Here is a 25,087-nt window from a genome sequence, read left to right as displayed (position 1 = left end):
TTTATGTGGTTAGATAAATTAATAGAGTTAGTGGGAGAAGAGAAGGTCATTGTAAGTGATAACTTAAGAGAACGATTGTCTAAGGATTATTACTGGTATTCGCCCGTACTATTCGAAGAATTAAAAGATAAAGTAGCTGATTGTGTAGTAAAACCGACATCGATAGAAGAGATACAAAGGTTGGTAACTTTTGCAGTCGAAAATAAAGTACCTGTAACGATTAGGGGAGCAGGAACAGGTAACTATGGACAGGCAATTCCTTTAAAAGGTGGAATTGTGCTTGATTTAACGAAAATGGATAAATTACTAGATTTAAAAGAAGATACCGTCAAAGTACAGGCGGGAATGCGTCTTGGCACATTAGAAAAAAAATTACGAAAACAAGGAAAAGAACTAAGGATTTATCCAAGCACTTTTATGACTGCGACAGTAGGTGGTTTCTTGTGCGGAGGTTCAGGTGGAATTGGTTCCATTCGGTGGGGTAATTTATGGGATGGCAATATTCTAGGTGTGACGGTGATGACTTTTGAAGGCGAGCCGAGAATCTTTGAGGTAGTAGGAGAGGAAATAGAAGATTATATACATAATTACGGGACAACCGGAATTGTGTTAGAAGCTATTTTACCAGTGGAGGAGAAGCAAGAGTGGACCCAGCACATCATTTCCTTCCCTACCTTTAAAGAAGCGGTGAAATTTGGGGATGAGTTAGCCCATAAGGAAGAGATAATAAAACGTCTCGTATCTGTGTGTGAATGGCCGATTCCTTCTCACTTTCATTCATTAAAAGACGTTCTTCATGAGGAGAAATCTATTACGATGCTAGAAATAGAGGAGTCCTGTTTGGATGCATTACAAAGCTTAGTAGATAAATATAAAGGAAGTACAGATTTAATGATACCTGCTAACAACTATCATAAAGGTTTAAAGGTATCTGATTTTACATGGAATCATGCAACCCTTTGGGCTCATAAACATGGTGAGAATATGACATACCTTCAAGCTAGATTTAAGGTTGATCGTATTTTTGAACAGATGGATACATTGAGGGCAGAATTTGGAGAGGAGATTCAATTTCACTTTGAGTATATCAAGATAAAAGGAAAAATTACTCCTGCCTCCTTACCAGTCATACTCTATCAGTCAAAAGAAAGATTATATGAAATTATTGATTTCTGCCGAACGATAGAAGTGGAGATTAATGATCCCCATACGTACTTACTTGGATTTGGCGGTTATAATCTGAAAATGGAAAAAATCTTAATGAAGAAACGAGAAAATGATCCTTTCGATTTACTAAATCCAGGTAAGATTCCGGTGAAACAAGAATCAGAGATAATTTAAAAGGAGGGATATTATGGAACAAGCATCACAAAAGGTTACGGAAGTGCAGATAATAGGAATAAAAACGGATAAAAAATGGACGAAAGCGTTTAGCGTTTGGATTCCCCCTTTGATTGTATTTGTATTGTTTATGCTCCTTTGGCAATACGGTACTGTGCTATTTCAAATACCACCCTATCTATTGCCGAAACCAACAGATATTCTTCAAGCATCACTAGAGAACTGGGAGAACTTGCGAAATGCAGTGACTAAAACGATTACTGCTTCTATCATTGGATTTATTTTTAGTGTGATTGGGGGAGTCATTGCAGCAATATTAATGGCTAGTTCGAAAATGCTGGAAAGAAGCTTGTATCCTTACGCCATTCTTCTCCAGACGATTCCGATTGTCGCGATTGCCCCGATCATTGTTATCTGGTTCGGATCTGGAACAAATGCGATTGTCATTATTGCCTTTACGATTGGATTTTTTCCAATGCTGTCGAATACCTTAGTGGGTTTAAATGCAACGGATCGAGGAATGATTAATCTACTAACCTTGTACCAAGCGTCTAAATGGAAAATTATGTGGAAGGTCCGCATTCCTTTTGCCCTCCCTTATATTATGGCAGGGCTGAAAATCTCCTGTACCCTTGCTGTGGTTGGTGCCATTGTCGGGGAGTATATTGCAGGCATTGGCGGTGGAGACGGTGGGTTAGGCTATGCGATTACCGTTGCCTCTAGTCGCATGGAAACAGCCTACTTATTTGCCTGTGGAATTTCTGCGAGTATTTTAGGGATTGTCTTTTTCCTGTTGGTCAATCTATTGTCAAAATGGGTTTTAGGATCCTGGCATGAATCAGAAATGAAACGAGACAATTAATAGGCATGTGATTTTTTACTAGATAATCGTAAAGGGGGAAATTAGTGAATGAGGAAAATAAAATCATACAAAAAAATTGGTGTGTTCGTCACTGCTATGTCTATGTTGCTGCTTACGGCCTGTGGAGATGCGAAGGAATCAGGCGGAAGCTCTAAGGATGGAGAATTAACGAAAGCTAAATTAGTTACAAATTGGTTTGCTCAACCGGAGCATGGTGGGAACTATGCCGCCTTAAAACAGGATTTCTATAAAGAAGAAGGACTTGATATGACGATTGAGCCAGGCGGTCCGCAAATTTCGTCTACACAAATAGTTGCTTCTGGCAAAGCCCAATTTGGTTATACGCAAGCAGAGGACGTTCTAATCGCCAGAGATAAAGGAATACCTTTAGTAGCAATTGGAGCAATTTTTCAAAAAAGTCCTCAAGTATTAATAGGGCATGAAGGTGCATTAAAGGATTTCAAGGATTTAGATGGTAAAACAGTATACACAGCACCAGGCAGTGGCTATTGGGAGTATATTAAGAAGGCAAATGACTTAGAAGTGAAGGATATGGCTTATACCGGATCATTGGCAACGTTTATTGATGACCCTAATGCCGTCACGCAAGGGTATGTTACTTCGGAGCCTTATGTTTTAGAGCAGGATGGAGTAAAAACAGACTACTTATTCATTCATGACTCTGGTTTTGAAACATATGCCAATGTTATTTTCACGACAGAGGATGTTATTAAAGATAATCCTGAATTGGTTCAATCCTTTATGAAAGCAACGGTAAAAGGCTGGGAATATTACCGTGACCATTCAGACGAAATTAATCCTTTTTTAAAGGAGAAAAATCCTGATTTATCCATGGAATTAATGGATTACGGAGCGAAAGCAGAAGAAGAGTTGATTTTCGGCGGGGATGCAAAAGAGCATGGATTTGGTTATATGTCTGATGAACGCTGGACAATGCTCCAAGATGAGCTGCTGGATCTTGGCATTATTAAAAAGAAAGAAGATGTTTCAAAAATATTTACGAATGATTATTTAGGTGAATAAGATGAAGGATATTCAATTGATCAATGTTTCTTTGCCATTGCTGAATACGGAAAAGCTTTATACCATTGTGATTCAAAACGGCATGTATACAAAAGTAGAACCACAAACCCAAAAGAGAAATGGGAATTTTTCCATATTTAAAGACATTTGGAGCAGTAAGGAAGATTATCAACCAATAATAGATATGGGGGGAAGAATTCTTCTTCCCTCTTTTATTGATATCCATACTCATCTTGATAAAGCATTCTCTTTAGAAACGGTGCCGAATAAGTCGGGGACGCTAATCGAAGCAATCAGAAATTATAGCGAAAAAGCTGCCTCTTTTTCCAAAAACGAAATAAAACGGCGAGTAATGAAAGGAGCACTTCAAGCACTCTCACATGGCACCACTCATATACGAACCCATGTTAACTTTGAATGGAATATATCGAATGAGTTGGCATTAAGCCATCTGCAAGCGGTACTAGAGGCAAGGGATTTGTTGAAGCCCTATGTAACTATACAAGTTGTTCCGATGTTCTCGGATTTGACGGTGAAGTCGGAAAGAGAAAAAGATGTATTGAGAGAAGCGATTTCCTATGGGATAGATGGAATAGGCGGAGCACCACATTTATCACCGAACGCAACGAAAGATATCGATCAGCTGTTTGAACTAGCCGCTAAATATGATAAGTTCGTTGATTTGCATGTGGATGAACAGGATAATCCGGAAATTTGTACGATTGAAAGAATTATTGATAATACGAAGAAATGGGATTTTCAAGGAAGAGTAACGGCGGGGCATTTATGCTCTCTATCTGCTATGACAGAAGAAAAGTCCGATCGCATTATAGAAGAAATGGCTCTTCAACATATCTACGCTGTCACTTTGCCTGGTGCCAATATGTATTTGCAAGGCAGAGGAGATAAGGGAATCGTTCGAAGAGGAATAACGAGAGTACGTGAAATGCTGCAGAAAAAGGTCGGATTAGCAACAGCCTCCGATAATGTAAGTGATCCATTTCATCCCTTTGGTCGATTTGATTTATTACAAATAGGATTGCTTACTGCTTATACAGCACATTTGGCGAGTGAAGAGGAGCTGATAGCTGTTTTAAATATGATAACTCAAACTCCAGCTGCTATTTTTGGGAAAAAAGCCCATGGAATGAAAGAAGGAGGGGTAGCTGAGTTTGTGTTATTCGATGCTACAAATATATATGATCTTTTTGCGAATCTATCTCCCGCGCGGTATGTATACAAAGATGGTGATTGGATTAGCAGCTCCCAATTCGAGCATCGATTCGGCGAAGGCAGTTTAAGTAGATTAGTAGAGATGGGATAAACAGATGAATGGAGTGAGAAGATGTTTGATCTAGTTTTAAAGAATGCTCAGCTTCCTTTTAAGGGAAATCCTACTAATATAGGTATAAAGGATGGGAAAATCCACTCCATTTCATCAAGCAATTTAATGGGGAATGAGGAAATGGATTTAGAAGGAAATGTATTACTGCCTCCTTTTGTGGAGATGCACACGCATTTAGATACGGTGCTGACAGCAGGGGAACCTTGGTTTAATCAATCTGGTACATTGGGAGAAGCAATTGATATTTGGTCTGTCAGAAAGCAATCGCTGACTAAAGAAGATGTGAAAAATAGAGCATTCAAAGCCCTTAAAATGTTGATGGAATATGGCGTGCTATATGTGAGAGCAGCAGTTGATATTTCCGATTCTGACTTAACAGCTTTGCATGCCATCATGGAATTAAGAGAAGAGCTGAAGTCATTCCTTTCTCTTCAAATAATCGCTTTCCCACAAAATGGAATTATTTCTTGTCCGGAAAATCAAGAGCGGTTAGAAAAAGCAATATTACTAGGAGCTGATGCTGTTAGTGCAGTTCCGCACTTGGAAAATACGAGAGAGGAAGGAATTCAATCATTGGAATTCGCTTTTTCTCTAGCCAAAAAATATGAAAAAGAAATTCATATTTTTTGTGATGAAGTCGATGATGAACATTCTCGTTTCCTTGAAGTTGTCGCAAGCCTGACAATGCAGGAGAAAATGGAGGGAAAGGTAACCGCTAGCCACGCTAATGCCATGCTTTATTATTCAGATGCCTATGCCAACAAAGTCATGTCATTAGTGAAAAAGGCTCAAGTTACAATTGTCTGCTGCCCATTAGTTAACACTACGATGCAAGGGAGAGCAGATGCTCATCCAAAGGGGAGAGGTATTACACGTTTGAAAGAGTTAGCGGAACAGGGTGTAAATGTATGCATTGCCCATGATGATATCCAAACTCCCTTTTACCCATTTGGAAATGGCAATATCCTTCAAGCGGCCCACATGGCTCTTCATTTAGCACATATGACTGGAAGAGAGGAGCTGAAGCAAATAGTGAACATGATTACGGTTAATGGAGCACGAGCTTACTCTATAAAGGATAAGTATGGGATTGAAGTAGGAAAAGAAGCGAATTTTGTCTGCTTTTCAGTAAAAGATGTATATGAGATTTTCTTTAAGCAACCAAAATGTAGGTATTTATTTAGGAAAGGAGCGTTAGTGGTAGAGACTGTGCCGGAGAGAACTAGCTGGAAATGAAAAGATTAGGAGAGGAAGCTCGAGCTAGAAATGGAGGGAAGGGGGATAAGAATGGCTAAATATGTAATGGTTGATAAGGATACATGTATTGCGTGCGGAGCATGTGGAGCAGCGGCCCCAGAGATTTTTGATTACGATGAGGAAGGATTATCAGAGGTGATGATAGATCATAATACAGGAACAGTAGCGTTAGCAGATGAATTATATGATGATTTATTCGATGCACTTGATGGGTGTCCGACTGGGTCTATTTTGGTAGAGAATTGTCCGTTTGGTGAGGAGAGTTGAAGTTTGTTAATGTGTTTACAGTTTTTTGGGGAAGAGAAGAGTGAATAGAGTCTATTTTGAGAAAAAGATAAAGGCATCCCCGTCTAAATTAGATGGGGATAAATTTTACTTGTAAAGCAGCTTAATTAGTGAATGTCGTTGTTTTTATTTAATTAATAAGGTATAAATATAGTATCTACATAGAAATTCTATATATTTATAGAAAAGAGATGATACAATGACAAAAACAAAATGGCCCCTGGCTTTACTAGCCGTAATGGATATAGTACTACTCATCATGCACTTTTCAGGCTATTATTTTATCTTCCTGCTGCCAACTGGTTATATCCTTCCGCTTATCCTTAACATTTTGATTTTATCTATTATGGGATTTCGTTCTGCACGCATTCGTTCCTTTTGGGTGATAATTGGTTTAATGCTCAGTATTCCTATTTTGCTTTTACACGCGCTCATGGTTTCCCTTTTGGAAAATAATTATACGACCATTGATTCTCCGGATAACAGGCAGTCGTTAGTGATTGAACATCGGAATTTTACCCTTGGTGAAACCACTTATTATTATGAATTCTACAAAACAAAGTTCGGACTTATCGGCAAGCATCTTGATGGCCAACCCATTAGAGTAATGGTTCGTTCTTCCGATATGGGTGATGGGGGAGATGAAAGTGCCATAGGGTGGGAAAACGCCCAATGGATTACAAAGGATGTGGTTCGTTTTCCAACGCTAGAGGGAGAAAAGGATGTGTATTTAAATCCCACTTCTACTCGTAATAATGCTATCCAAAATAAGAAGGAAGAAAACCAATCCTTTTCGTCAGAAATGACGGAAAGGATTGACATTTTTATGAAAATGGCGGAGAAGAAAGAGGATGGGCAAGCAATAGAGATTAATGGTAATCGCCTAGAGGTTCGTTATGATAAATCAGCGAATGAAAGCTGGATAGAAGTTGAAAACGACAAGGAGTCAGGAACGATTCCAAGACAGCAATGTTCCCGGATAGTGAGGAATGAGGAGAACGGCTATTATATGCTGGAGGAATGTACACATAGATGGGAATATCGGTTGTATCCTTTGGGGAACGGGGAAGAGCGTATATACAGATAATAAAATTTGTTTTCGAATCATGCTGATTAACGAGTACGATTTTGCACAAAAGCTGTTGATTATAATCGGTCTTTCCATATAGACAGATAGGGGGTAGAATCAAGCTAAGCAATTGCCCTTTATCTTTTTGCACATTACTTAAGTGCGAGGAGGAATATGACATGTCATTAGATAAACGCAGTACTGCGATATTAATGCAACTCATCCATGCAGACTCATATATGTCTGTGGAAGAATTAACAGAGAAATTAAATGTTTCCCGCCGAACCATCTATTATGATATAGAGAAAATCAATGACTGGCTCGATAGCCTTGGAATCGACAAGGTGGAAAAAGTGCGGAGTGCGGGATTTATTCTTCCAGATAAAGTGAAAAAGCTTATTCCAACCAACATACAGAAAGTCCAAGCCTGGCATTATGAATACTCACAAGATGAACGCAAGGCATGGATTGCTATTTATATCTTAATGGGCGGAAAACGATATTTTCTGGAAGACCTAATGGAAAAAACTAGAGTTAGTAGAACGACTACTATTGAAGATATTAAATCTTTAAAAATGGATATTTGCTCTTTTCATCTTCATTTGGATTTTGAACGGAAGCAAGGATACACCATATCAGGGGATGAAACGGAAGTTCGGAGAGCAATTGGGTATTATTTATCGATTGCCATCCCCGTCCAAAATCAGCATTCATTAGTAGCTGCTCTGCAAATTCAACTTAGCGACGCCAAAAACAGTGAGCAACTTTTAGCATTGCTGAAACAAGTTTATCATTTACTGTTCCAAAGCGAAAAAGAATTAAATATTAAGTTTACCGATAATATGCTTTACAGCTTAAGTTTGCGATTTATGCTATTTAGCATGAGAATAACGCAAGCAAAATATATAAAAATGGATGTAGTGGAAAAGGAAGTATTACGGAACACGAAAGCATTTTTGGTTGCAAAACAAATTTGCAGGGAACTCGAACGTATATTTCAAACAACCTTTCTTGAAGATGAACAGATTTATTTAACTACTTACTTATTAGGGGCACGTGTTAATTACTCGGAAGAAGATTTAAATGACAATATCCTTTCAGAAGAGTTAATGAAGATTGCCAAAATAATGACGAATCAATTTCAAATCCTTGCTTGTACCTTATTTGATGATCAGGAAACCCTGGTGAAAAATCTCGTTCTCCATTTAAAACCTGCTTTTTATCGGGTCAAATATGGACTTGATGTCGAAAAAAATATTGTTGACGCTGTTAAATCCCAATTTGAAGAGGTATACTTCCTCACGCAGAAGGTGATTGAGCCCTTCGAAAAGCTGATTGGGAAGCAGCTGCCAGAAAATGAAATCGCTTATATTTCTTTTCACTTTGGAGGGTGCTTAAGGAGAGCTGGGACAACACTAATTACTAGGAAAAAGGCATTAGTCGTGTGTGCAAATGGGATTGGCACCTCTCAAATATTAAAACAGCAATTAGAAGGGTTATTCTCAACAATTGATATTACTGATTCTATTTCCGTTAGAGATTATGAGAAGAAGAACTATCATGTTGATCTTGTCTTTTCCACAACAGCGATTCAGAAAAAGGATACACCAGTTTTTATCGTTAGTCCTATTCTATCGGATGCTGAAAAGGAAAGCTTATTAAAAAAAGTAAACGTTATCTTTAATAGCACGCAAAAGCAGCATCTTGCCACAAATCGAATTATCGATGTGGTGGAACGATATGCAACGATACATCAAAAAGACGAGTTGATGAAGGAATTAAGACAATATTTAAATAGTCCAGAAATGACAATAACCGAAGCCTATAAACCAAACTTACTTGATATTTTAAAAGAAGAACATATCCAGACAACTTTAAATGTTCCAAATTGGAAATCAGCTATTAAATTAGCGGCTCGTTCCCTGATAGAAGGTGAATATATTACGGAAGCATATCGAGATGCGATGATTTCAAAAATTGAAAAGTATGGACCTTATATTGTTATTTCACCGAAGGTAGCGATTCCTCATGCTAAACCAGAAGATGGCGTCAAGAAACTAGGCATCAGTCTATTGAAACTTGAAGAAGCCGTTTCATTTTCAAATGATGAAAAGCATGATGTTTCCTTAATCATTACATTAGCTCCTTTGGATCAAGAATCACATCTCAGGGCTTTATCCCAATTAACAGGATTATTTTCCAAAAAAGACACAGTGAACAGATTAATCAAACTTCAAACAGCACAGGATATCTATCAATATATGAAACAATCCTTAATTGATCAGCAATTGGTTAACTAACATGGAGGTGTGATACATGAAATTTTTGGAGGAATCTCTAATTGCTTTAGATGTAGAAGCTGCATCACCGGAAGAGGCTATTATTAGCACGGGGAAGCTTCTAATGAATAGTAAACTTGTTGAAGAAACTTATGTACATGCTATGGTGCGTTCTTTTCAAACAAATGGTCCTTATTTTGTCCTTGCGCCAAATATAGCGCTCCCTCATGCAAGACCAGAAGACGGCGTGAAAGAGGCATGTGTATCATTTGTCAGACTAAAGACACCAGTTAAATTTGGTCATTCTTCTAATGACCCAGTGAGGTTAGTATTCGCTTTAGGCGCTTCCTCTAGTACAGAGCATGTTACCGTGCTGCAAAAATTAACGGCACTGCTATCAAATCAAGAAAATGTAGAAAAACTACTGAATGCACAAAGCTATGAAGAGATTAAACCATTAATAGGAGGACAAATCTAATGAAAATTTTATGCGTATGTGGATTAGGACAAGGAACAAGCTTGATTTTACGAATTAATGTAGAAAATGTACTGCGCCAAATGGGGATAGACGCAGATGTAGAAAACACAGACGTTTCCAGTGCTTCTGCCGAACGTCCTGACTTTATCATTACAAGTAATGAATTATCCCAGTCATTAGCAGGACATTCCTCCAAAATCATTATCGTTAATAATTACTTTGATACAAATGAAATTAAAACAGCTCTTGAAGCAAATATCGTTTAATAAATCCTAAATAATAGAGGAGGAACAAACAATGGAGGTCATTCAATGGCTAGCATCTAACTTCTTCGGAATACCGGCAATTTTATTAGGCTTTATTGTGTTGCTTGGTTTAATCTTACAGAAAAAGAATACAAGCCAAATCATCAGCGGCACATTTAAAGCAATGATTGGTTTCTTAATCATTAATGCTGGTGCAGGTGTTATTACTGGTTCCCTTGGAGTATTTGAACCGATGTGGAGCGAAGTATTTGGGATTGAAGGAGCAGAATTTAGTGCTTTTATGGGACAAGAAGCCTTCAATGCGAAATATGGCTCAGCAGTTACATTAGCGATGTTTATCGGGTTTGTTATTAACGTGTTATTAGCAAGATTCACTCGCTTTAAATATATCTACTTAACAGGGCATATGATGTTCTGGACAACCATGATATTTGCAGGTGTCCTTATCGATACAACAACAAATATCCCATTCGCAGCTTTAGTTCTTATATTATCCGTATTTATGGGGATTTATTGGACCTTCCAACCAGCTATCGTCCAGCCGTATATGCGGAAAATTACTGGCCATGACCAAATAGCGCTAGGACACACTTCTGCGCTCGTTGCATTACTTGCATCTTGGTTTGGAAAATGGTTTGGGAATAAAGAGAATGATGCGGAAAAAATCAAATTGCCGAAAGGTCTTGAATTTCTTAGAGACTCCAATGTTATTACTGCCCTGACAATGAGTATTCTCTTCGTAATAGGTGCTGTTATTCTTTCTTTAAAAGATACACCTGCTGCAGATGCTTTAGTTGCTCAAGCTGGCGATCAGAATTTTATCATGTATGCCATTATTCAATCCTTTACCTTTGCAGCTGGTATTGCTGTTGTCCTTTTCGGGGTGAAAATGTTTATTGGTGAGATTGTTCCTGCCTTCAACGGAATCGCTACGAAACTAGTTCCTGGTGCAAGACCTGCATTAGATGCACCTATCGTATTCACTTATGCTCCAAATGCCGTTATTCTTGGATTCCTTGGCGCATTTGCTGGCGGTATCATCTGGCTAATTATTTTAGGGCAAACAGTAGGGTATGTGTTTGTGCCAACAATGATTGTACTATTCTTTCATGGAGCAACTGCTGGTGTTTTTGGGAATGCAACTGGCGGCGTCCGCGGCGCTCTAATGGGTGGCTTCATAACAGCAACCGTTGTCGCATGGGGACAATATCTAATGGTTAAAACGCTGATTGCCTCGACGATTCCAGACACCGCCATGTGGGCTGCGGATTCTGATATGTTCATCTTAGGACCATTATTCAGATTGATCGGGATGCTCTTTAATTAAATAACAATTATATAATCCGACATTGATTCATATGTCGGTTTTTCACTTAATCGATCAGGAGGTAAATGAAAATGAGCTTTATTCGGACATTAAGAGGAGATATTCAACATAAAGAGTTAGGTTTTACTTATTCACATGAACATATTGTTTGCCGTCCAGCCTATTGGGCTGAAAGAGATGCGGATGATTTACTATTAGATGATAAGGAAAAGTCTAAAAAGGATGTGGCTGATTTCAAACGCCATGGAGGCCAAGCAATTGTTGATGCTACAGCCGTTGATTATGGCCGCGATGTGCAAGCGGTAAAGGAAATATCGGATGAGCTGGATCTCCACATTATCGGTACAGCTGGTTTTAACAAGAGCTTTCTTTGGGATGGAAAGATTAAAGACGAGCTTAAACCGCTTATTGGAAATTACGATACTTATGCGGAATGGATTGATCAAACAAGTATTAATAAACTAACGGAGTTTGTCATTAGAGAAGTGGAAGAAGGACTGGAAGGCACGCCGTTTAAAGCAGGACAAGTGAAATTCGGAACAGGCTATAACCGAATTACGCCCTTAGAAGAGAAGACTTTACGTGCAGTAGCAAGAGCACATCATGAAACAAAAGCTCCAATCCATTCCCATACTGAAGTTGGCACGATGGCATTAGAGCAAATCGAACTATTAAAATCAGAAAATGTGAATCTTGAATTCTTAAGTCTAGGACATATGGATCGTAATCCAGATCCATCTTATCATGAAAAAATAGCGAAAACAGGGGCACTCTTAAGTTTTGACGGCATAGCGAAAATCAAATACGCACCAGAGTCGCTAAGAATTGAATGCATTCTACATTTAGTAGAAAAGGGCTATGAAAATCAAATCCTTATTTCGGGTGATACAGCTCGTAAAAGCTATTATAAACATTATGATTACGGCTTAGGTCTCGAATACATTATTGCCAAGTGGGTTCCTAGATTCATTGAGGAAGCAAATCAAAAAGGCTTTGATGGGGAGCAGCTGGTTCATAAATTCTTTGTAGAAAACCCAGCAAGATGCTTTACATTTAAAAAATAATGAGCGAGGTGTAAGCATGCAATTCCAATACGAAAACTCCTTTGAGGTGAAAGGAAAAATAATCGATAAAAAGGTCGCTATCTTACCAATCGGAGCTGTAGAGGCTCACGGCCCGCATTTACCATTAGGGACAGATAATCTTTTAGCGGAACGGTTAAGTGCGAAGCTCGCCGAACAAGTTAATGGATTTGTTTTACCGACGTTACCTTATGGACAGGTTTGGAGTTTAAAGAACTTCCCTGGCAGCATCAATGTATCGAATGAATCGTTAATTAGTATGTTATTCGATATCGGAGAAAGTTTATACCGTCAGGGCTTCCAAATTTTCGCCATGGTTAATGGACATTTAGGAAATGCTTTTGCCATGAAAGAAGCAGCACGAAAGCTTTATGAAATTTACCCAGAGTTAATCGTACTCTACCTATTTTATCCTGGTACAAGCAAAGTTATTGCTGAAGTTAGAGAAACGCCAGCAAGCCATGGCACATACTTTCACGCAGATGAAATAGAAACATCCTACATGTTATATCTAGCTCCAGAGTTTGTTGCGATGGAGAAAGCATTAAATGATATGCCAACCATTCCAATGATTGCCGATGTGACACCAACACCTTGGGAAGAATTCACCGAAACAGCCATTTTAAGTGATGCAACATTAGCCCGTCCAGATAAAGGGGAAAAAATAATCAAAGTTGCTCTTCAAAACATGGTACAAATTATTGAAAAAATGAAAGAGGGCCGCTAACATGTTAAAAGAAAAGCTTTTTGATTTTGTTTTATTCAACTTTCTAGCAAAGGATAAAGAAAATGTACAGGATATCATGGAAGCTGGAAAAGGCTTTGTTGTTCCAGGAATCGTAGCGTCCGATTTTTCCAATAAGCAAGAAGGGGCTAGTAAGGTTAAAGAATTGAAGGAAGTAGTTGATATCGTCTCTATCGGTCTTGGCGGTGGCGGAGATCCTGTGTATGCAAAACGAGTTCTCGACATAGCCGCTATTTCTAATCCAGGACATATTAATCAGCCATTTGAAAGTGCCATCTATGCAAAAGGATTTCTAGAAGGAAAAGGAGCATCTCCTCAGCTTGTTAATGCATTGGTAAAACCAAGTGGAACCGTTGGAACTGTGAAATTAGCTTCAGGTATGGAAGTAAAAGTAGAGGAATTCGTAGAAATTGCGCTCGTATTAGGAGTGGAGTCCATTAAATTTATGCCTCTATCCGGCGAAGTTCATTTAGAGGAGCTTGTCTATTTAACAAAAGTTGCTGCACAAAAAGGAATTCGTGGTATTGAACCTGCAGGTGGTATAAGTGCGTTCAATATAAAGACAATCATTGATGCAGTAAAGAAAATAGAAATAGAATTTTTTATGCCGCATATATTTGGTTCCACAATTGACCAAGCAACAGGGAAAACCATTCCGACGGAAGTTGCACAAATACTAAATAAACTGGGGGCTTAACTTATGCTAACGAACTATTTTGAAAAAGTAAGCAATCTACTGCAGCTCGTTTTAGAAAAGGAAAAAGCGCAATTGCAATTGGCTGCGGAGAAAGTCGCAGACAGCATTGAAAATGATGGTATTATTCAATTGTTTGGATGTGGCCACTCGCATATCTTAACAGAAGAGGTTTTTTACCGCGCTGGTGGATTGGTACCCCTAAAACCAATCTTATTCGAACCGCTAATGCTTCACGAAGGGGCAATGCGTTCTTCCCAGCTGGAGCGCAAAAATGATTATGCACAAAACTTTATAGAGGAATATGAGATTAAGCCAAATGATATCGTTTTTGTGTTATCCACATCTGGGCGAAATCCTGTCCCTGTAGATGTAGCGCAATATGCGAAAGAAAAAGGCGCTTTTGTCATTGGGATAACTTCATTAGAATATTCCCAAAGCCAGCCTTCTCGTCATAAAAGCGGCAGCCATCTTTTTAATTCAGTCGATTTAGTGATAAATAATCATTCTGCTAAAGGAGATGCAATCTTAAGCTACGATAAGGTGAAGGTACCATTTGCCCCGACTTCTACTGTTATTGGTGCGACTATTCTTAATAGTATCTTCGCAGAGGCAATTAAAATCATGGCAGATCATGATTTTGAACCACCAGTTTTCTTAAGTGGAAATATAGAAGGATCTGACGACCATAATGAAGCATTAGTAAAAAAATATGAAAAAAGAATCCCGTTACTAACTTTAAATATGAAAGAGGAGTAAGAAACGAGGCAGCTAATCATTGGCATGAAAATGGAATTTTTAACTCTATAAGAAAGTCTCTTTTATTAACTTTTAACAGGGCTTCTCTCTACTGTATGAGAGAGCCCTATTTTAGTATAAACAAAGATAATTCAGTAAAGGAATCTTCAAAATAAATTTTCTTCTCCCATTTGGCTGATATACCCTTTACATTGGCTGATATGCTCCCCGTTTTGGCTGATATATCCCTACTTTGGCTGATATGCTCCCCGTTTTGGCTGATATACCCTTTACTTTGGCTGATATGCTCTTCGTTTTGGCTGATATATCCCTTACATTGGCTGATATCCTCCTCGTTTTAGCTGATATATCCCTTAAGTTCCCTGATATCTTCCCCCGCAATTAAAAAATACTAATAAAATTCGTAGAATGATCAGAATTTTTTAAAAAAAATATTGAAATGTCAGAAAACTCATGCGATAATACAAATAATTAGTCCAGTAACAAAACTAATTAAAGTGTAAGAAATAATAGAAATTTTTAAGGATTTACAAACTAGTATTGGAGATAGGATAAAGCATTATGAAAAACAAAGTTGCAGCACATCATGACTTGATAAAAAAAATTAATCGGTCATTGATATTGGAAGAAATTAAAACAGAAAAGTTAATTAGCAGAGCTCAAATTGCGAAGAAATTATCACTAAGTAAGTCAACGGTTTCATCTATTGTGGAAGAATTGTTAGAAAAAAAGTTAGTAATTGAGATGGGAGAACAAAGTCCAGTAAAAGGTGGTGGGAGACCTGCATTAATGTTAGGATACAACACGGATTCAGCCTATGGTATTGGGTTAGACATTGATAGAGTAAGAATTTTGATCATTATTACCAATTTAGTTGGAAAGATAATCTTTAAAAAAAAGGTGAAGCTAACGAATCAAGTAGAAGAAATTATCAGTATTGTCAAACAGAGCATAAAAGAATCTGCTATACCAGAGGAAAAAATTCTAGGGATGGGCATAGGGGTGCCTGGTAGAGCTAATTCAGAAATAGTATTTCGGGCAAAAGCTTTAAATTGGACTAATCTTAACCTTCATGAAATTTTCAAACCGCATTTTCCTTTTCCCACTTTCATAAACAATGATGTCAATTGTGCAGGTCTAGGCGAAATGTGGCTGGATCCTTCAGGGATTAAAAATCTCTTATTCATTGAAATAGGGCAGAGTGTTGGAAGCGCAGTTATTAACGAAGGGAATCTAGTTTATGGTCATGATTACCAAGCAGGTGAGATTGCCTATCAAATAAGCCGGAGTGATTTTGAAAATGGCAAGTTTAACCTGATGGGAAAACCAGGTGTATTCGAATCAAAAGTATCTGGAGTTGCATTGGCAGAGTCAGGTTATTCCCCTGAAGTTTTGTTTCAAAAGTATTCCCATGGAGAGGAACAAGTGATTTCTATCGTAGATAGTTTTGTTATTGAACTATCTGTTTTTATCGCTAATGCAACAAATCTAATAAATCCTGAAAGAGTTATTATTGGTGGAGATGTTTCCGAATCGATGGATATAGTAATCAATCAAATAAGTGAATTAGTTACAAACCTTACTCCAATAAAAACAGAAATAAGTCTGGCTAGGCTTGGAGGGGATGCTGGAGCACTTGGTGCGATAGCGTTTATGTTTAAACAGATAGAAAATCAGTAACACAAAAAGCCATCTTATGGAGGGATGAATAGTGAGAATCATTATTGCAACACATGGTGAGTTAGCCAAGTCATTAATCGAGACTGCTGAATTAATTATAGGTACAAACCACCAAATGAGTTATTTTTGTATGACAAAATCAAAATCAGGAGAAGTAGGAAAGAAGGAATTAACAGAGTTAATTTATAGCGATACTTTAACAGATCTTGTTATTTTCACAGATGTGTATGGGGGAAGTGTCAATAATATTTGTTCTGAAATATTATTGAGTTTACCAGAAAATGAAACATTTCATTTAGTTTCGGGTGTGAATCTTCCTATGATTTTGACTACCATTATGACTTCATATAACGAAGATTCATTGGAAGCGATATTAACTGAATCTATTAAAGAAGGAAGAAATGGGATTAAATACATCAATGAATTAGTAAAAGGAGTGGTGTGAAAATGATTTCTTTATTCAGGATTGATGATCGTCTTCTCCATGGGCAAGTTGCTTTTGGATGGTCACCTTCTGTTGGTGCAAATGTTATTCTTGTGGTAAATGACGAAGCGAAAAATGACAAAGTAAAAGCAATGGCTCTCGATTTGGCTAAACCTAATAATGTGAAATTATATATTAGAGGAGTTGCAGAATCTGGAGAAATAATTAGTAAATTTGCTGAAGCGAAAAAAAGTAATGTATTAGTTCTGGTAAGAAATACAGATGATGCTCTAGAAGTTGCTAAGAACTCCCAAGGTGCTATAAGTGAGATAAATATTGGGGGGCTAAGATACGAAGAAGGGAAGAAAAAATTGACTGATTTAGTTGCAGTCAGCGAAAAAGATATCAATAACCTGAAACAAATAGAGCAGCTAGGTATAAATTTAGATTTCAGAATATTGCCAAGAGATAAAAAACAATCATTCAGTGATTTACTAAAATAAAAAAATATTTCATCAAGATCTACGAACAATGGTCGTCATCATATCTAAGAAAATGGTAGTAAGAATAAGGGGAGGCGAGATTTTTGTTATATGAGGCAATATTATTGGGGTTAATAGCCGGTATAGGAATATTGGATAGCAGATTATTCGGAGTCTTGATGTTAGAACGCCCTTTGGTATTAGGTGCATTGGTTGGATTAGTTCTTGGTGATTTTAAGACGGGGATTATTATTGGTGCGCAACTAGAATTAATCTGGATGGGGATTGCTGGCATCGGTTCATCTACACCACCCGATGTTGTGACAGGAGGAGTCTTGGGTACTGCTTTTGCGATAATTTCTGGAAAGGGTCCAGAAGTTGCCTTGGCACTTGCAGTTCCTATTGCAGTTTTAGCTCAATCACTAGGTGTACTTGTAAGGGTAATTAATACTTATTTTGTACATAAAGCTGATCATTACGCGCAAAAAGCTGATTTTAAAAAAGTTACCCTCATGATGTGGATACCTATCTCTTTATTTTTCCTAAGTGTGTTTGTTCCAACCTTTTTAGCAATTTTATTTGGGGCAGATAAAGTTACGTATCTAATTAATTCAGTTCCAAAAGTGATTTTAGAGGGAATGACTATTGCCGGAAACCTGCTGCCAGCCATTGGATTTGCTCTCTTGATGGATATGCTGTTTTCTAAAAAAATGGCCGTATTTTTCTTTATTGGTTTCTTAGCGGCATCCTATCTAGAACTTGATGTTATGGCAATAGCGTTAATGGGTGTATGTTTAGCAATTCTATTAAACTTTTTCATTGATAATAACGATGCTGGAAAGAAGAAGGACGAAAGTAATAATTTAACGGAGGGAGAGATTAACTTTGAGTGAGGGGAAGAAGCTTAGTAAAAAGGACTTGCAAAGCGTTTTTTGGCGGTCATTTGCTCTGCAGGGTGCCTTTAACTATGAGAGAATGCAGAATCTCGGCTTTTGTTATACGATGATCCCGGTAATCAAGAGATTATATGAAAAGGAAGAAGAACAGGCACAGGCTTTAAAAAGACATTTGGAAATTTTTAATACAACACCAGTTGTTTCTCCTACTATTGCCGGAATTAGTGCAGCGATGGAGGAACAAAATGCAAATAATGAAGATTTTGACACTGGTTCCATTAATGCGGTAAAAACAGCGCTTATGGGACCGTTAGCTGGTATTGGAGATTCATTATTTTGGGGAACATTGAGGATAATTGCTGCGGGTATTGGTATATCCTTTGCAGAGCATGGCAATCTGATTGGTCCAATCCTGTTTTTGCTGCTTTATAATGTTCCCAATTTATTAGTAAGAATTTTTGGATTAAAGTTTGGTTATTCTGTTGGTGTGAATTCATTGGAAAGAATACAAAAAGAAGGCCTGATGGACAAAATTATGGCAATGGCTACTACAGTTGGTTTACTTGTAGTGGGAGCAATGGTAGCAACTATGTTAAATATCACCACACCATTGAAATTTAGCGTAAATGGAGCAGAAGTAGTAATTCAAGACATATTGAATCAAATTTTGCCTAATCTTTTGCCAATATTAGTAACATTTGTTGTATTTTGGATGATTAGAAAAAAAGTAAGCATATCTAAGATGACAATTGCGACTATTTTTATTGGAATAATTATACATTGGATTGGAATATTATAAAGGAGAGATTATTAATGAATATTACAGATTATTTAAAAGAAACTCCAGCAAAAATGAAGGAAATAATTGCACTATCAAGTGAGCTGTTTTCTACTGTTAAAAAAGAGGAGATTAATAGAATTATTATTACAGGATCTGGAACTAGTTATCATTCAGGGGCGCAAGTTCAACAAAAAATGCGTGAGTTAACTGGATTATCTGTAGAAGCTTATTATCCTTTTCAAATTACAAAGGAATTATTAACAAAGGACACAAAAAATACTCTCTTTATTGGAATCTCGCAAGGGGGAAGTAGTTATTCTACCTACAATTCTATGAAATTAGCCAAAGAGTCAGGATGTATCATAGCATCCATGGCGGGAACAGATAATGCACTAATTGATGAAATTGCCGATTATGTACTGACTGTTCAATGTGGGGAAGAGAAAGCAGGTGCAAAAACAAAAGGATTTTATTGCACAAAATTAAATTTGCTTCTTTTAGCTCTTTATATTGGAGAAGAAAATGGGAAATTGAGTAGTGAGGAAACGAAGCAAGTGATAGAAATATTAAATAAAACAAGCGATGCCTTTCTAGATATTTACTATTCTGCGGAAGAATGGGTGCGAAAGAATAGTGAAAAACTAAAAAATGCAAAAGAAATAAGAATTGTCGGCACCAATGAATTATATGGGGATACTTTAGAAGGTGCTTTGAAATTATTAGAGACGATGCGTATTCCTGTAACTGGTTATGAATTTGAAGAATTTATTCATGGAATCTATAACGCAATTAATGAAGATTCTACGATTATATTCTTGCATACAGGAGAAGAGCCGAGAGTAAATAAATTAATTAGCGTTCTATCAGACTGGACAGATAATATCTATATCATTGGCAGTAAGGTAGATGGTTTTGAGGATAAGAATTTGGTGATAGAAAATGGAGATAATTATTTGTATCATTCATTTGTGTATCCAATAGCAGTACAGTTAATATGTGCAATAGTCCCTGCTTTAAAAGGAATTAATCCAAGTACACCAAAAGATCCGAAATTCCATATGAAATTAGAAAGCAAAAAATTGAGTGGGAAAATATAAAGATTAGCAATAGCTGATCAGTAAAAGTCTATCTTTCTAACCTAAAGGAAGATAGGCTTTTTTGAATTTAAAGATGTCCTAACTATTTTAAGGAGTGATTCTGTACTTTTAGTTTTTGCTCCTTATTTTTTGATATAAATAGAGAAAATATGATGGCAGGGAGTGAGAGCTTGATTCGAGGAATAGAAGAAGAGAGGTTAATAGAGTTAGATGAAAAGTTCAAGAAGATTCCATTAAGTGGATGGATTATTCGAGAAGTATTTTGAGATATCATGAACAATCAAGAGGTATTTGGCAAATTCAAAAGATAATAAATAAAGAAGGTAAAATAAATTTCCTTAATAAATAGAAACATTTCTATAATTTATTCCGTCTGTTATAGAATAACAATTTATTTACCAAGGGAGCTTATGTAATGAAAAGAATCTTTGTACTTATTTTACCACTAGCTTTTATCTCTATTTTTTTCTTAGGTTGTCAATCACAAGAAGAAACATATTCATTAAACAATAATATTAAGTATGACGGAGAAATAGTCAAAATTAGCATCTCAGAAATAAAAGGCAATAATGACTATGTTTTTGCTGATAAGGATTCGATTGAATTTTTAAGAGGTATTGCATTAAATGCTGTAAAAGAGAATAGGATTGTAAATATGTCTAATCCTAATTTTAATATAGATATTGAATATAAAAACAAAAAAACGGAAAGTTTATATCTATGGTTAGGTGGAGAAAATGAAAAAAGTGCATTAATGAAAATGGATGATAATTCTCATACTATTTATACAATTTCAGAAGAAATGAGCAGTAAATTTTCAACTCTATTAAGAAATAAAAAGAGTACATTTTAGAATAGGCTATCTTCTTTTTAAAGTCTAGAAAAAGGGGCTTTGAGGTTTATGCTAACCAAAAACTTTATGATAAGATGGTCCCGATCCTTTCACCTGACTATATGAGGTTAAATTTTAATATAGAATTTGATTAGTTTACACCCAATACTAGATTTGTTTCTATACCAAGCTGTGGTATCTGTGGGATTAACTCCTTATTTCATCTTTATAAGCACAATAGTCTTGGAAAATGGAATAACACACTAGCTTTCGGAGCATTTCTCATAATGAATAATCCTTATTTAAAACATACTTAAAACGCGACATCAATGAGACTAAATCAAAAATTTGAATGACTTAAACAGTTGCATTTTAAGGCTAGTACTTTCTTTGAATAAAAAAGAGCCACTAAACACTAAACTGGAATGTGAGAAATTCTAAAAATATACGAATGAAATTACTTACAAAGGAGACCGGATATTACTTTGGAGTAATTACTTTTTATCTAATACTAGAGAGGAAGCGGTAGCACCGTTCCTCTCTAGTCTTTTTATTCCTGAGCAGTATTAGTATCTTCCTCTAAGTTATCGTACCATTCTTTTGGTACTTCAGCGTACTCATGGTATTCATCTTTATAGCTGCCTCTATCAAAGTACCCATGGTTTGAAAAGAGGTTTTGATAGATAAAGTCACCATCATCATTGTAAAAATAGGATGCTATTTCTTTTTCGCTCATAGGATTAGAAATCCATGAAGAGATTAAATCATATATTTTATAGAGGGGTATACTGAAGCCAATGTTTGCATCTCTGGTATCTACTGCTGAGTTTATGGCAATTACCTTACCTGTTGATTTATCTACAAGAGGACCACCACTACTTCCTGGAGCAATTGGGGCAGAAATTTGATACACCTCTTCATATTCGAATTGATCAATAACAAAGGTCCGCCCGATTCCACTAATATTGCCTAAAGTGACTGTATTTTCATAGCCTTGAGGGCTTCCGAGTGTCATTACTTCGGCACCTATTTCTGCAGGGCTTGTTGATTCCAGCTCCAATGGCTCCTGACCAGCTAAATCAGGCGCACGAATAACTGCCACATCTGAATTGTTACTATAACCGATAACGGTACCAGAATATCTCTTTCCATCTTTCCCTTTTACCTCAACTGAAGTGGAGCCTTCCACTACATGAGCATTTGTTAGGACATCACCATTATTATTAATCAAAAATCCAGAACCTTGCCCAGCGTTAGTAAAAATAGTAAACACCTTTTCTTGTGCAGACTTTATTAAAGCTGTTGTATCTTTCCTTTCTTCTATCGGAACTTCTATTTGCTTGTAGGTAATTTTTTCTTTCTCTATTTTTAGTATAGTAGATTCCTCTTTTGGAGCAGTTTTCTTTTCTTTTATCGGAACTTCTACTTGCTTGTAAATAATTTTTTCTGCTTCTTTTTGGGCTGTAGGTAATGCTGATTCTGTCTTTGAAACAGTTTTCTTTTCTTTTGCCGGCATCTCTGCTGGTTCGGATACTACCTTTTCTTCTTCTGGTTTAGAAACTACCTTTTCGACAGTCTCGTTTATATCTTTAGAAGACTCTATTTTTGAAGCAAGTAGTTGTTGGCTATCTAAAGCCTTTCGAAGGTCACCCATTTTTATATATAATATACCAATTAAAGATAAACAACTAAAAAACATAACAATACTAATTATCCAGTGTAAAGCTGTACTAAAACTTCTTACTGACTTATTACAGGCTGGACACTTTTTATCTTTTGTATCAAGCTGATTTCCACAATGCCTACAATACACTAAATTCCCTCTTTTCTTACATTTTGAGTCTATTTATCAATATGATATCACAATTTTTGCAAAGATAGGGTTGGTTTCCTAGCAAGTACTGATAATATAAATGTATTTTTGTGAAATACTGTTAATTTAATAATTAAACAGTATTGTAGATTTGCCATTACATTTTGAGTTTTTTATAAAAGGCTTGAATATCTATCATCTTCCCAACTTCTCATAAACTTTGATATTTGAATTATCCGAATCTTAAAAAGATGAAAATGCACCTGCCTAGTAAATATATCCTAGAGTGTTAAAGACTACTGATGCTGGAGCAGAAAGATAAAATTGACCATGTTTTTGTTTAATTGCATTTAATTTTATTTTGCATTGTTTTCCTTCCTTAGGTTATAAAAATCAACTATCTTCTTCGCCATTTGGTAAATTTCCTGTTTCAGCGTGGAAGGGGAGATGACTCTGATTTGATCGCCAAAGCCTAAAATATAGGCAATTGCTTCTTGTTCTGTATCACTGCGCAGGCTTACAGGGAGCCATCCCTCTGCAGTTGGTGTTCCTATTCTTTCGATTTGCACAAAACGTGTGGTGAATTTCATTCTATGAATAATCGATGGCGCTGCTTCCACTTCTACCTTATATTCAGGAAGAGAGCTAATAAAAGTTTGTGTGGATTCCAGCCAATATTTCTCTAAATTGAAGTCGATTGGTCTAGTAAAAGCTTCCTCTGTCATCACTAAGGACAGGAGTCTGGATGCTCGATAATTTCGTATCTTTTCGTCTGAGGAGGCAATTAAGTACCAAGTACTGCCTTTAGCTACTAATCCTAAAGGATTGACCATTCGAAAAACTACTTTTCCGTCAGCTCGCTCATATTGAATATGCAGTACTTTTTCTTTCCAAATTGCTTCTTGGATTATTTTAAAGGAAACAAGTTTTTCCGCTGGTTGTTTCCATGCGGTTGTATCTATATGAATTCGGTTCCAGACATCGAGGGAACCTTGTCGAAAAGTATTCGGGAGTGCAGCAACCATTTTCTGGCGGGCATCATGCCATTCTTTTGCTAATCCGAGGTCGGATAGCAATTGAACAGAAGGAGAAATAAGCAAAGACAACATTTCATCATACTTTAATCCAGTTAAGTTCGTACGATACTGGTCAAGCAATGTCCATCCCCCCATTTTCCCTCTTTCTGCTACAATGGGTATTCCTGCTGTACTTAAAGCATCCATATCCCGATGGATTGTTCTTTCTGTAACTTCTAATTCCTTCGCTAATTCTTTTGTTGTCATTTTCCCTCTATTTTGTAACAGGAGCAAAATGGATATCAACCGATCAGCCCGCATACAATCACCTCTAAAATTATATATATGACAAAAGGTGTCATTATTAAACATTATACTATAACCATCGAACGTTTTAGGAGGAATGTATATGAAAAAACAGCGGAATATCGTATTATTTACAGCAACAAGTCTAGATGGTTATATTGCTGGGAAGGATGAATCATTAGAATGGTTATTTAAAGTAGAGGGAGAAGGAGATAATGGGTTTTCTGCATTCTACGAAACGATAGATACTATTCTAATGGGAAGAAAAACATATGATTGGATTATCAATCATACGAACGATTTTTCTTATAAAAATAAGGAATGCTATGTTTTTTCGAGACAGGAAAACAAGGATACAGACGAGGTGACATTTATAAAGGATGATATCATCGAGTTTGCAAATAAATTAAAAAAACAAGAGGGAAAGAATATATGGATGGTTGGCGGGGGAGAACTATTACACTCTTTTCTTAAAGAAAAGTTAATAGATGAGTTCATTCTTACCATCGCCCCTGCGATAATTGGAGAAGGAGTTCCTTTATTTAAAGAAGCTGATTATCAAGTGGACTTGATCTTAAAAGGAACAAAATGTTTCAACCAGTTTGTAGAGGTTCATTATGAAAGAAGAAGGTAAGAGATTGGGCTAAAAAAAGTTGAAATATCTTAAACCCGGTCCCTTTACTGCGCCCCAATTGTTAGACACATCTAACAACGGGAGGCGCAGTTTTTTTATGTCCAAATAGGATAGGAATTTAAGCAAAAGGAATCTTTTCTCACGTGTACTTTTCGTAAACTCCATATAAATGCCATTATTAATTTATACTACTTATAGTAGTATAAAAGGTAAATAAATGTTTTATAGAATAATTAGCTCTTATATTTAGGGAAATAAGAGAGGGGGAGTCTAGGTGCAAAAAACTATTTTAC

At 36.7% G+C, this 25,087-nt stretch carries 25 protein-coding genes; 23 read left to right on the top strand and 2 right to left on the bottom strand.

Translation table 11 applies throughout. The features are described from left to right. The first annotated feature begins 3 nt into the window (after positions 1 to 3). From BCI01S_RS13815 to BCI01S_RS13710, 22 genes are all read left to right on the top strand, one after another. Positions 4 to 1,341, top strand: a complete 1,338-nt coding sequence (locus BCI01S_RS13815; RefSeq protein ID WP_061799343.1) for an FAD-binding oxidoreductase — start codon at positions 4 to 6, stop codon at positions 1,339 to 1,341. Positions 1,342 to 1,354: 13 nt separating this feature from the next. Continuing rightward, positions 1,355 to 2,203, top strand: coding sequence for an ABC transporter permease (locus BCI01S_RS13810; protein ID WP_123260435.1), 849 nt, complete (start codon positions 1,355 to 1,357; stop codon positions 2,201 to 2,203). Between the two features lie 48 nt (positions 2,204 to 2,251). Beyond that, positions 2,252 to 3,247, top strand: coding sequence for an ABC transporter substrate-binding protein (locus BCI01S_RS13805; RefSeq protein WP_047942006.1), 996 nt, complete (start codon positions 2,252 to 2,254; stop codon positions 3,245 to 3,247). A 1-nt stretch (position 3,248) separates the two neighbouring features. Continuing rightward, positions 3,249 to 4,571 carry an amidohydrolase family protein gene (locus BCI01S_RS13800; RefSeq protein WP_061799340.1) on the top strand — a complete coding sequence of 441 codons (1,323 nt, stop codon included), beginning with the start codon at positions 3,249 to 3,251 and terminating at the stop codon, positions 4,569 to 4,571. Positions 4,572 to 4,592: 21 nt separating this feature from the next. Beyond that, positions 4,593 to 5,828, top strand: coding sequence for an amidohydrolase family protein (locus BCI01S_RS13795; protein ID WP_061799339.1), 1,236 nt, complete (start codon positions 4,593 to 4,595; stop codon positions 5,826 to 5,828). 51 nt (positions 5,829 to 5,879) lie between these two features. Next, complete coding sequence (locus tag BCI01S_RS13790; RefSeq protein ID WP_047942012.1) at positions 5,880 to 6,116, top strand: ferredoxin; 237 nt, start codon at positions 5,880 to 5,882, stop codon at positions 6,114 to 6,116. 217 nt (positions 6,117 to 6,333) lie between these two features. After that, positions 6,334 to 7,221 (top strand): hypothetical protein, encoded by an 888-nt coding sequence (locus BCI01S_RS25745; RefSeq protein WP_172885252.1) that lies wholly within the window; start codon positions 6,334 to 6,336, stop codon positions 7,219 to 7,221. 161 nt (positions 7,222 to 7,382) lie between these two features. Next, on the top strand, positions 7,383 to 9,503 hold the full coding sequence (locus BCI01S_RS13780; protein WP_061799335.1) for a BglG family transcription antiterminator: 2,121 nt from the start codon (positions 7,383 to 7,385) through the stop codon (positions 9,501 to 9,503). Between the two features lie 16 nt (positions 9,504 to 9,519). Beyond that, a complete protein-coding gene (locus BCI01S_RS13775) occupies positions 9,520 to 9,960 on the top strand; it encodes a PTS sugar transporter subunit IIA (RefSeq protein ID WP_047942016.1) in 441 nt (146 codons plus the stop codon). Further along, positions 9,960 to 10,226 carry a PTS sugar transporter subunit IIB gene (locus tag BCI01S_RS13770; RefSeq protein ID WP_047942018.1) on the top strand — a complete coding sequence of 89 codons (267 nt, stop codon included), beginning with the start codon at positions 9,960 to 9,962 and terminating at the stop codon, positions 10,224 to 10,226. Before BCI01S_RS13775 ends, BCI01S_RS13770 begins: the two co-directional genes overlap by 1 nt. A 31-nt stretch (positions 10,227 to 10,257) precedes the next feature. Next, a complete protein-coding gene (gene ulaA / locus BCI01S_RS13765) occupies positions 10,258 to 11,553 on the top strand; it encodes a PTS ascorbate transporter subunit IIC (protein ID WP_061799334.1) in 1,296 nt (431 codons plus the stop codon). A 71-nt stretch (positions 11,554 to 11,624) separates the two neighbouring features. Beyond that, positions 11,625 to 12,617, top strand: a complete 993-nt coding sequence (locus BCI01S_RS13760) for a phosphotriesterase family protein (RefSeq protein ID WP_061799332.1) — start codon at positions 11,625 to 11,627, stop codon at positions 12,615 to 12,617. Positions 12,618 to 12,633: 16 nt separating this feature from the next. After that, positions 12,634 to 13,362, top strand: coding sequence for a creatininase family protein (locus BCI01S_RS13755; protein ID WP_061799329.1), 729 nt, complete (start codon positions 12,634 to 12,636; stop codon positions 13,360 to 13,362). 1 nt (position 13,363) lies between these two features. Further along, positions 13,364 to 14,077, top strand: a complete 714-nt coding sequence (locus BCI01S_RS13750) for a KDGP aldolase (RefSeq protein WP_061799328.1) — start codon at positions 13,364 to 13,366, stop codon at positions 14,075 to 14,077. 3 nt (positions 14,078 to 14,080) lie between these two features. Next, positions 14,081 to 14,833 (top strand): SIS domain-containing protein, encoded by a 753-nt coding sequence (locus BCI01S_RS13745; protein ID WP_047942028.1) that lies wholly within the window; start codon positions 14,081 to 14,083, stop codon positions 14,831 to 14,833. A gap of 561 nt (positions 14,834 to 15,394) precedes the next feature. Continuing rightward, complete coding sequence (locus tag BCI01S_RS13740) at positions 15,395 to 16,513, top strand: ROK family transcriptional regulator (RefSeq protein WP_047942029.1); 1,119 nt, start codon at positions 15,395 to 15,397, stop codon at positions 16,511 to 16,513. Positions 16,514 to 16,544: 31 nt separating this feature from the next. Then, entirely contained in the window at positions 16,545 to 16,958 is a 414-nt protein-coding gene (locus tag BCI01S_RS13735) for a PTS sugar transporter subunit IIA (protein WP_053215654.1), read from the top strand. Positions 16,959 to 16,960: 2 nt separating this feature from the next. Continuing rightward, a complete protein-coding gene (locus BCI01S_RS13730; protein WP_047942035.1) occupies positions 16,961 to 17,440 on the top strand; it encodes a PTS sugar transporter subunit IIB in 480 nt (159 codons plus the stop codon). Between the two features lie 83 nt (positions 17,441 to 17,523). Beyond that, a complete protein-coding gene (locus BCI01S_RS13725; RefSeq protein ID WP_047942037.1) occupies positions 17,524 to 18,312 on the top strand; it encodes a PTS mannose/fructose/sorbose/N-acetylgalactosamine transporter subunit IIC in 789 nt (262 codons plus the stop codon). Then, a complete protein-coding gene (locus BCI01S_RS13720) occupies positions 18,305 to 19,114 on the top strand; it encodes a PTS system mannose/fructose/sorbose family transporter subunit IID (protein ID WP_061799326.1) in 810 nt (269 codons plus the stop codon). The genes BCI01S_RS13725 and BCI01S_RS13720 overlap by 8 nt, the downstream gene beginning before the upstream one ends. Positions 19,115 to 19,128: 14 nt before the next feature. Continuing rightward, on the top strand, positions 19,129 to 20,193 hold the full coding sequence (locus tag BCI01S_RS13715) for an SIS domain-containing protein (RefSeq protein ID WP_061799323.1): 1,065 nt from the start codon (positions 19,129 to 19,131) through the stop codon (positions 20,191 to 20,193). Between the two features lie 415 nt (positions 20,194 to 20,608). Continuing rightward, on the top strand, positions 20,609 to 21,046 hold the full coding sequence (locus BCI01S_RS13710; protein WP_061799318.1) for a YhfM domain-containing protein: 438 nt from the start codon (positions 20,609 to 20,611) through the stop codon (positions 21,044 to 21,046). Positions 21,047 to 21,575: 529 nt separating this feature from the next. Here BCI01S_RS13710 and BCI01S_RS13705 read toward each other — a convergent pair. Beyond that, positions 21,576 to 22,838, bottom strand: coding sequence for a S1C family serine protease (locus BCI01S_RS13705; RefSeq protein ID WP_061799312.1), 1,263 nt, complete (start codon positions 22,836 to 22,838; stop codon positions 21,576 to 21,578). 356 nt (positions 22,839 to 23,194) lie between these two features. After that, entirely contained in the window at positions 23,195 to 24,175 is a 981-nt protein-coding gene (locus BCI01S_RS13700; RefSeq protein ID WP_061799301.1) for a helix-turn-helix transcriptional regulator, read from the bottom strand. An 88-nt stretch (positions 24,176 to 24,263) separates the two neighbouring features. Between BCI01S_RS13700 and BCI01S_RS13695 the strand changes: the two genes are divergently transcribed. Then, a complete protein-coding gene (locus BCI01S_RS13695) occupies positions 24,264 to 24,794 on the top strand; it encodes a dihydrofolate reductase family protein (protein WP_061799295.1) in 531 nt (176 codons plus the stop codon). Positions 24,795 to 25,087 lie beyond the last annotated feature (293 nt).

Source organism: Niallia circulans NBRC 13626, assembly GCF_001591585.1.
Lineage (GTDB): Bacteria > Bacillota > Bacilli > Bacillales > Cytobacillaceae > Niallia > Niallia circulans.
The sequence above is the reverse complement of the archived record's forward strand: the minus strand, read 5'-3'. Positions and strand labels throughout refer to the sequence as shown.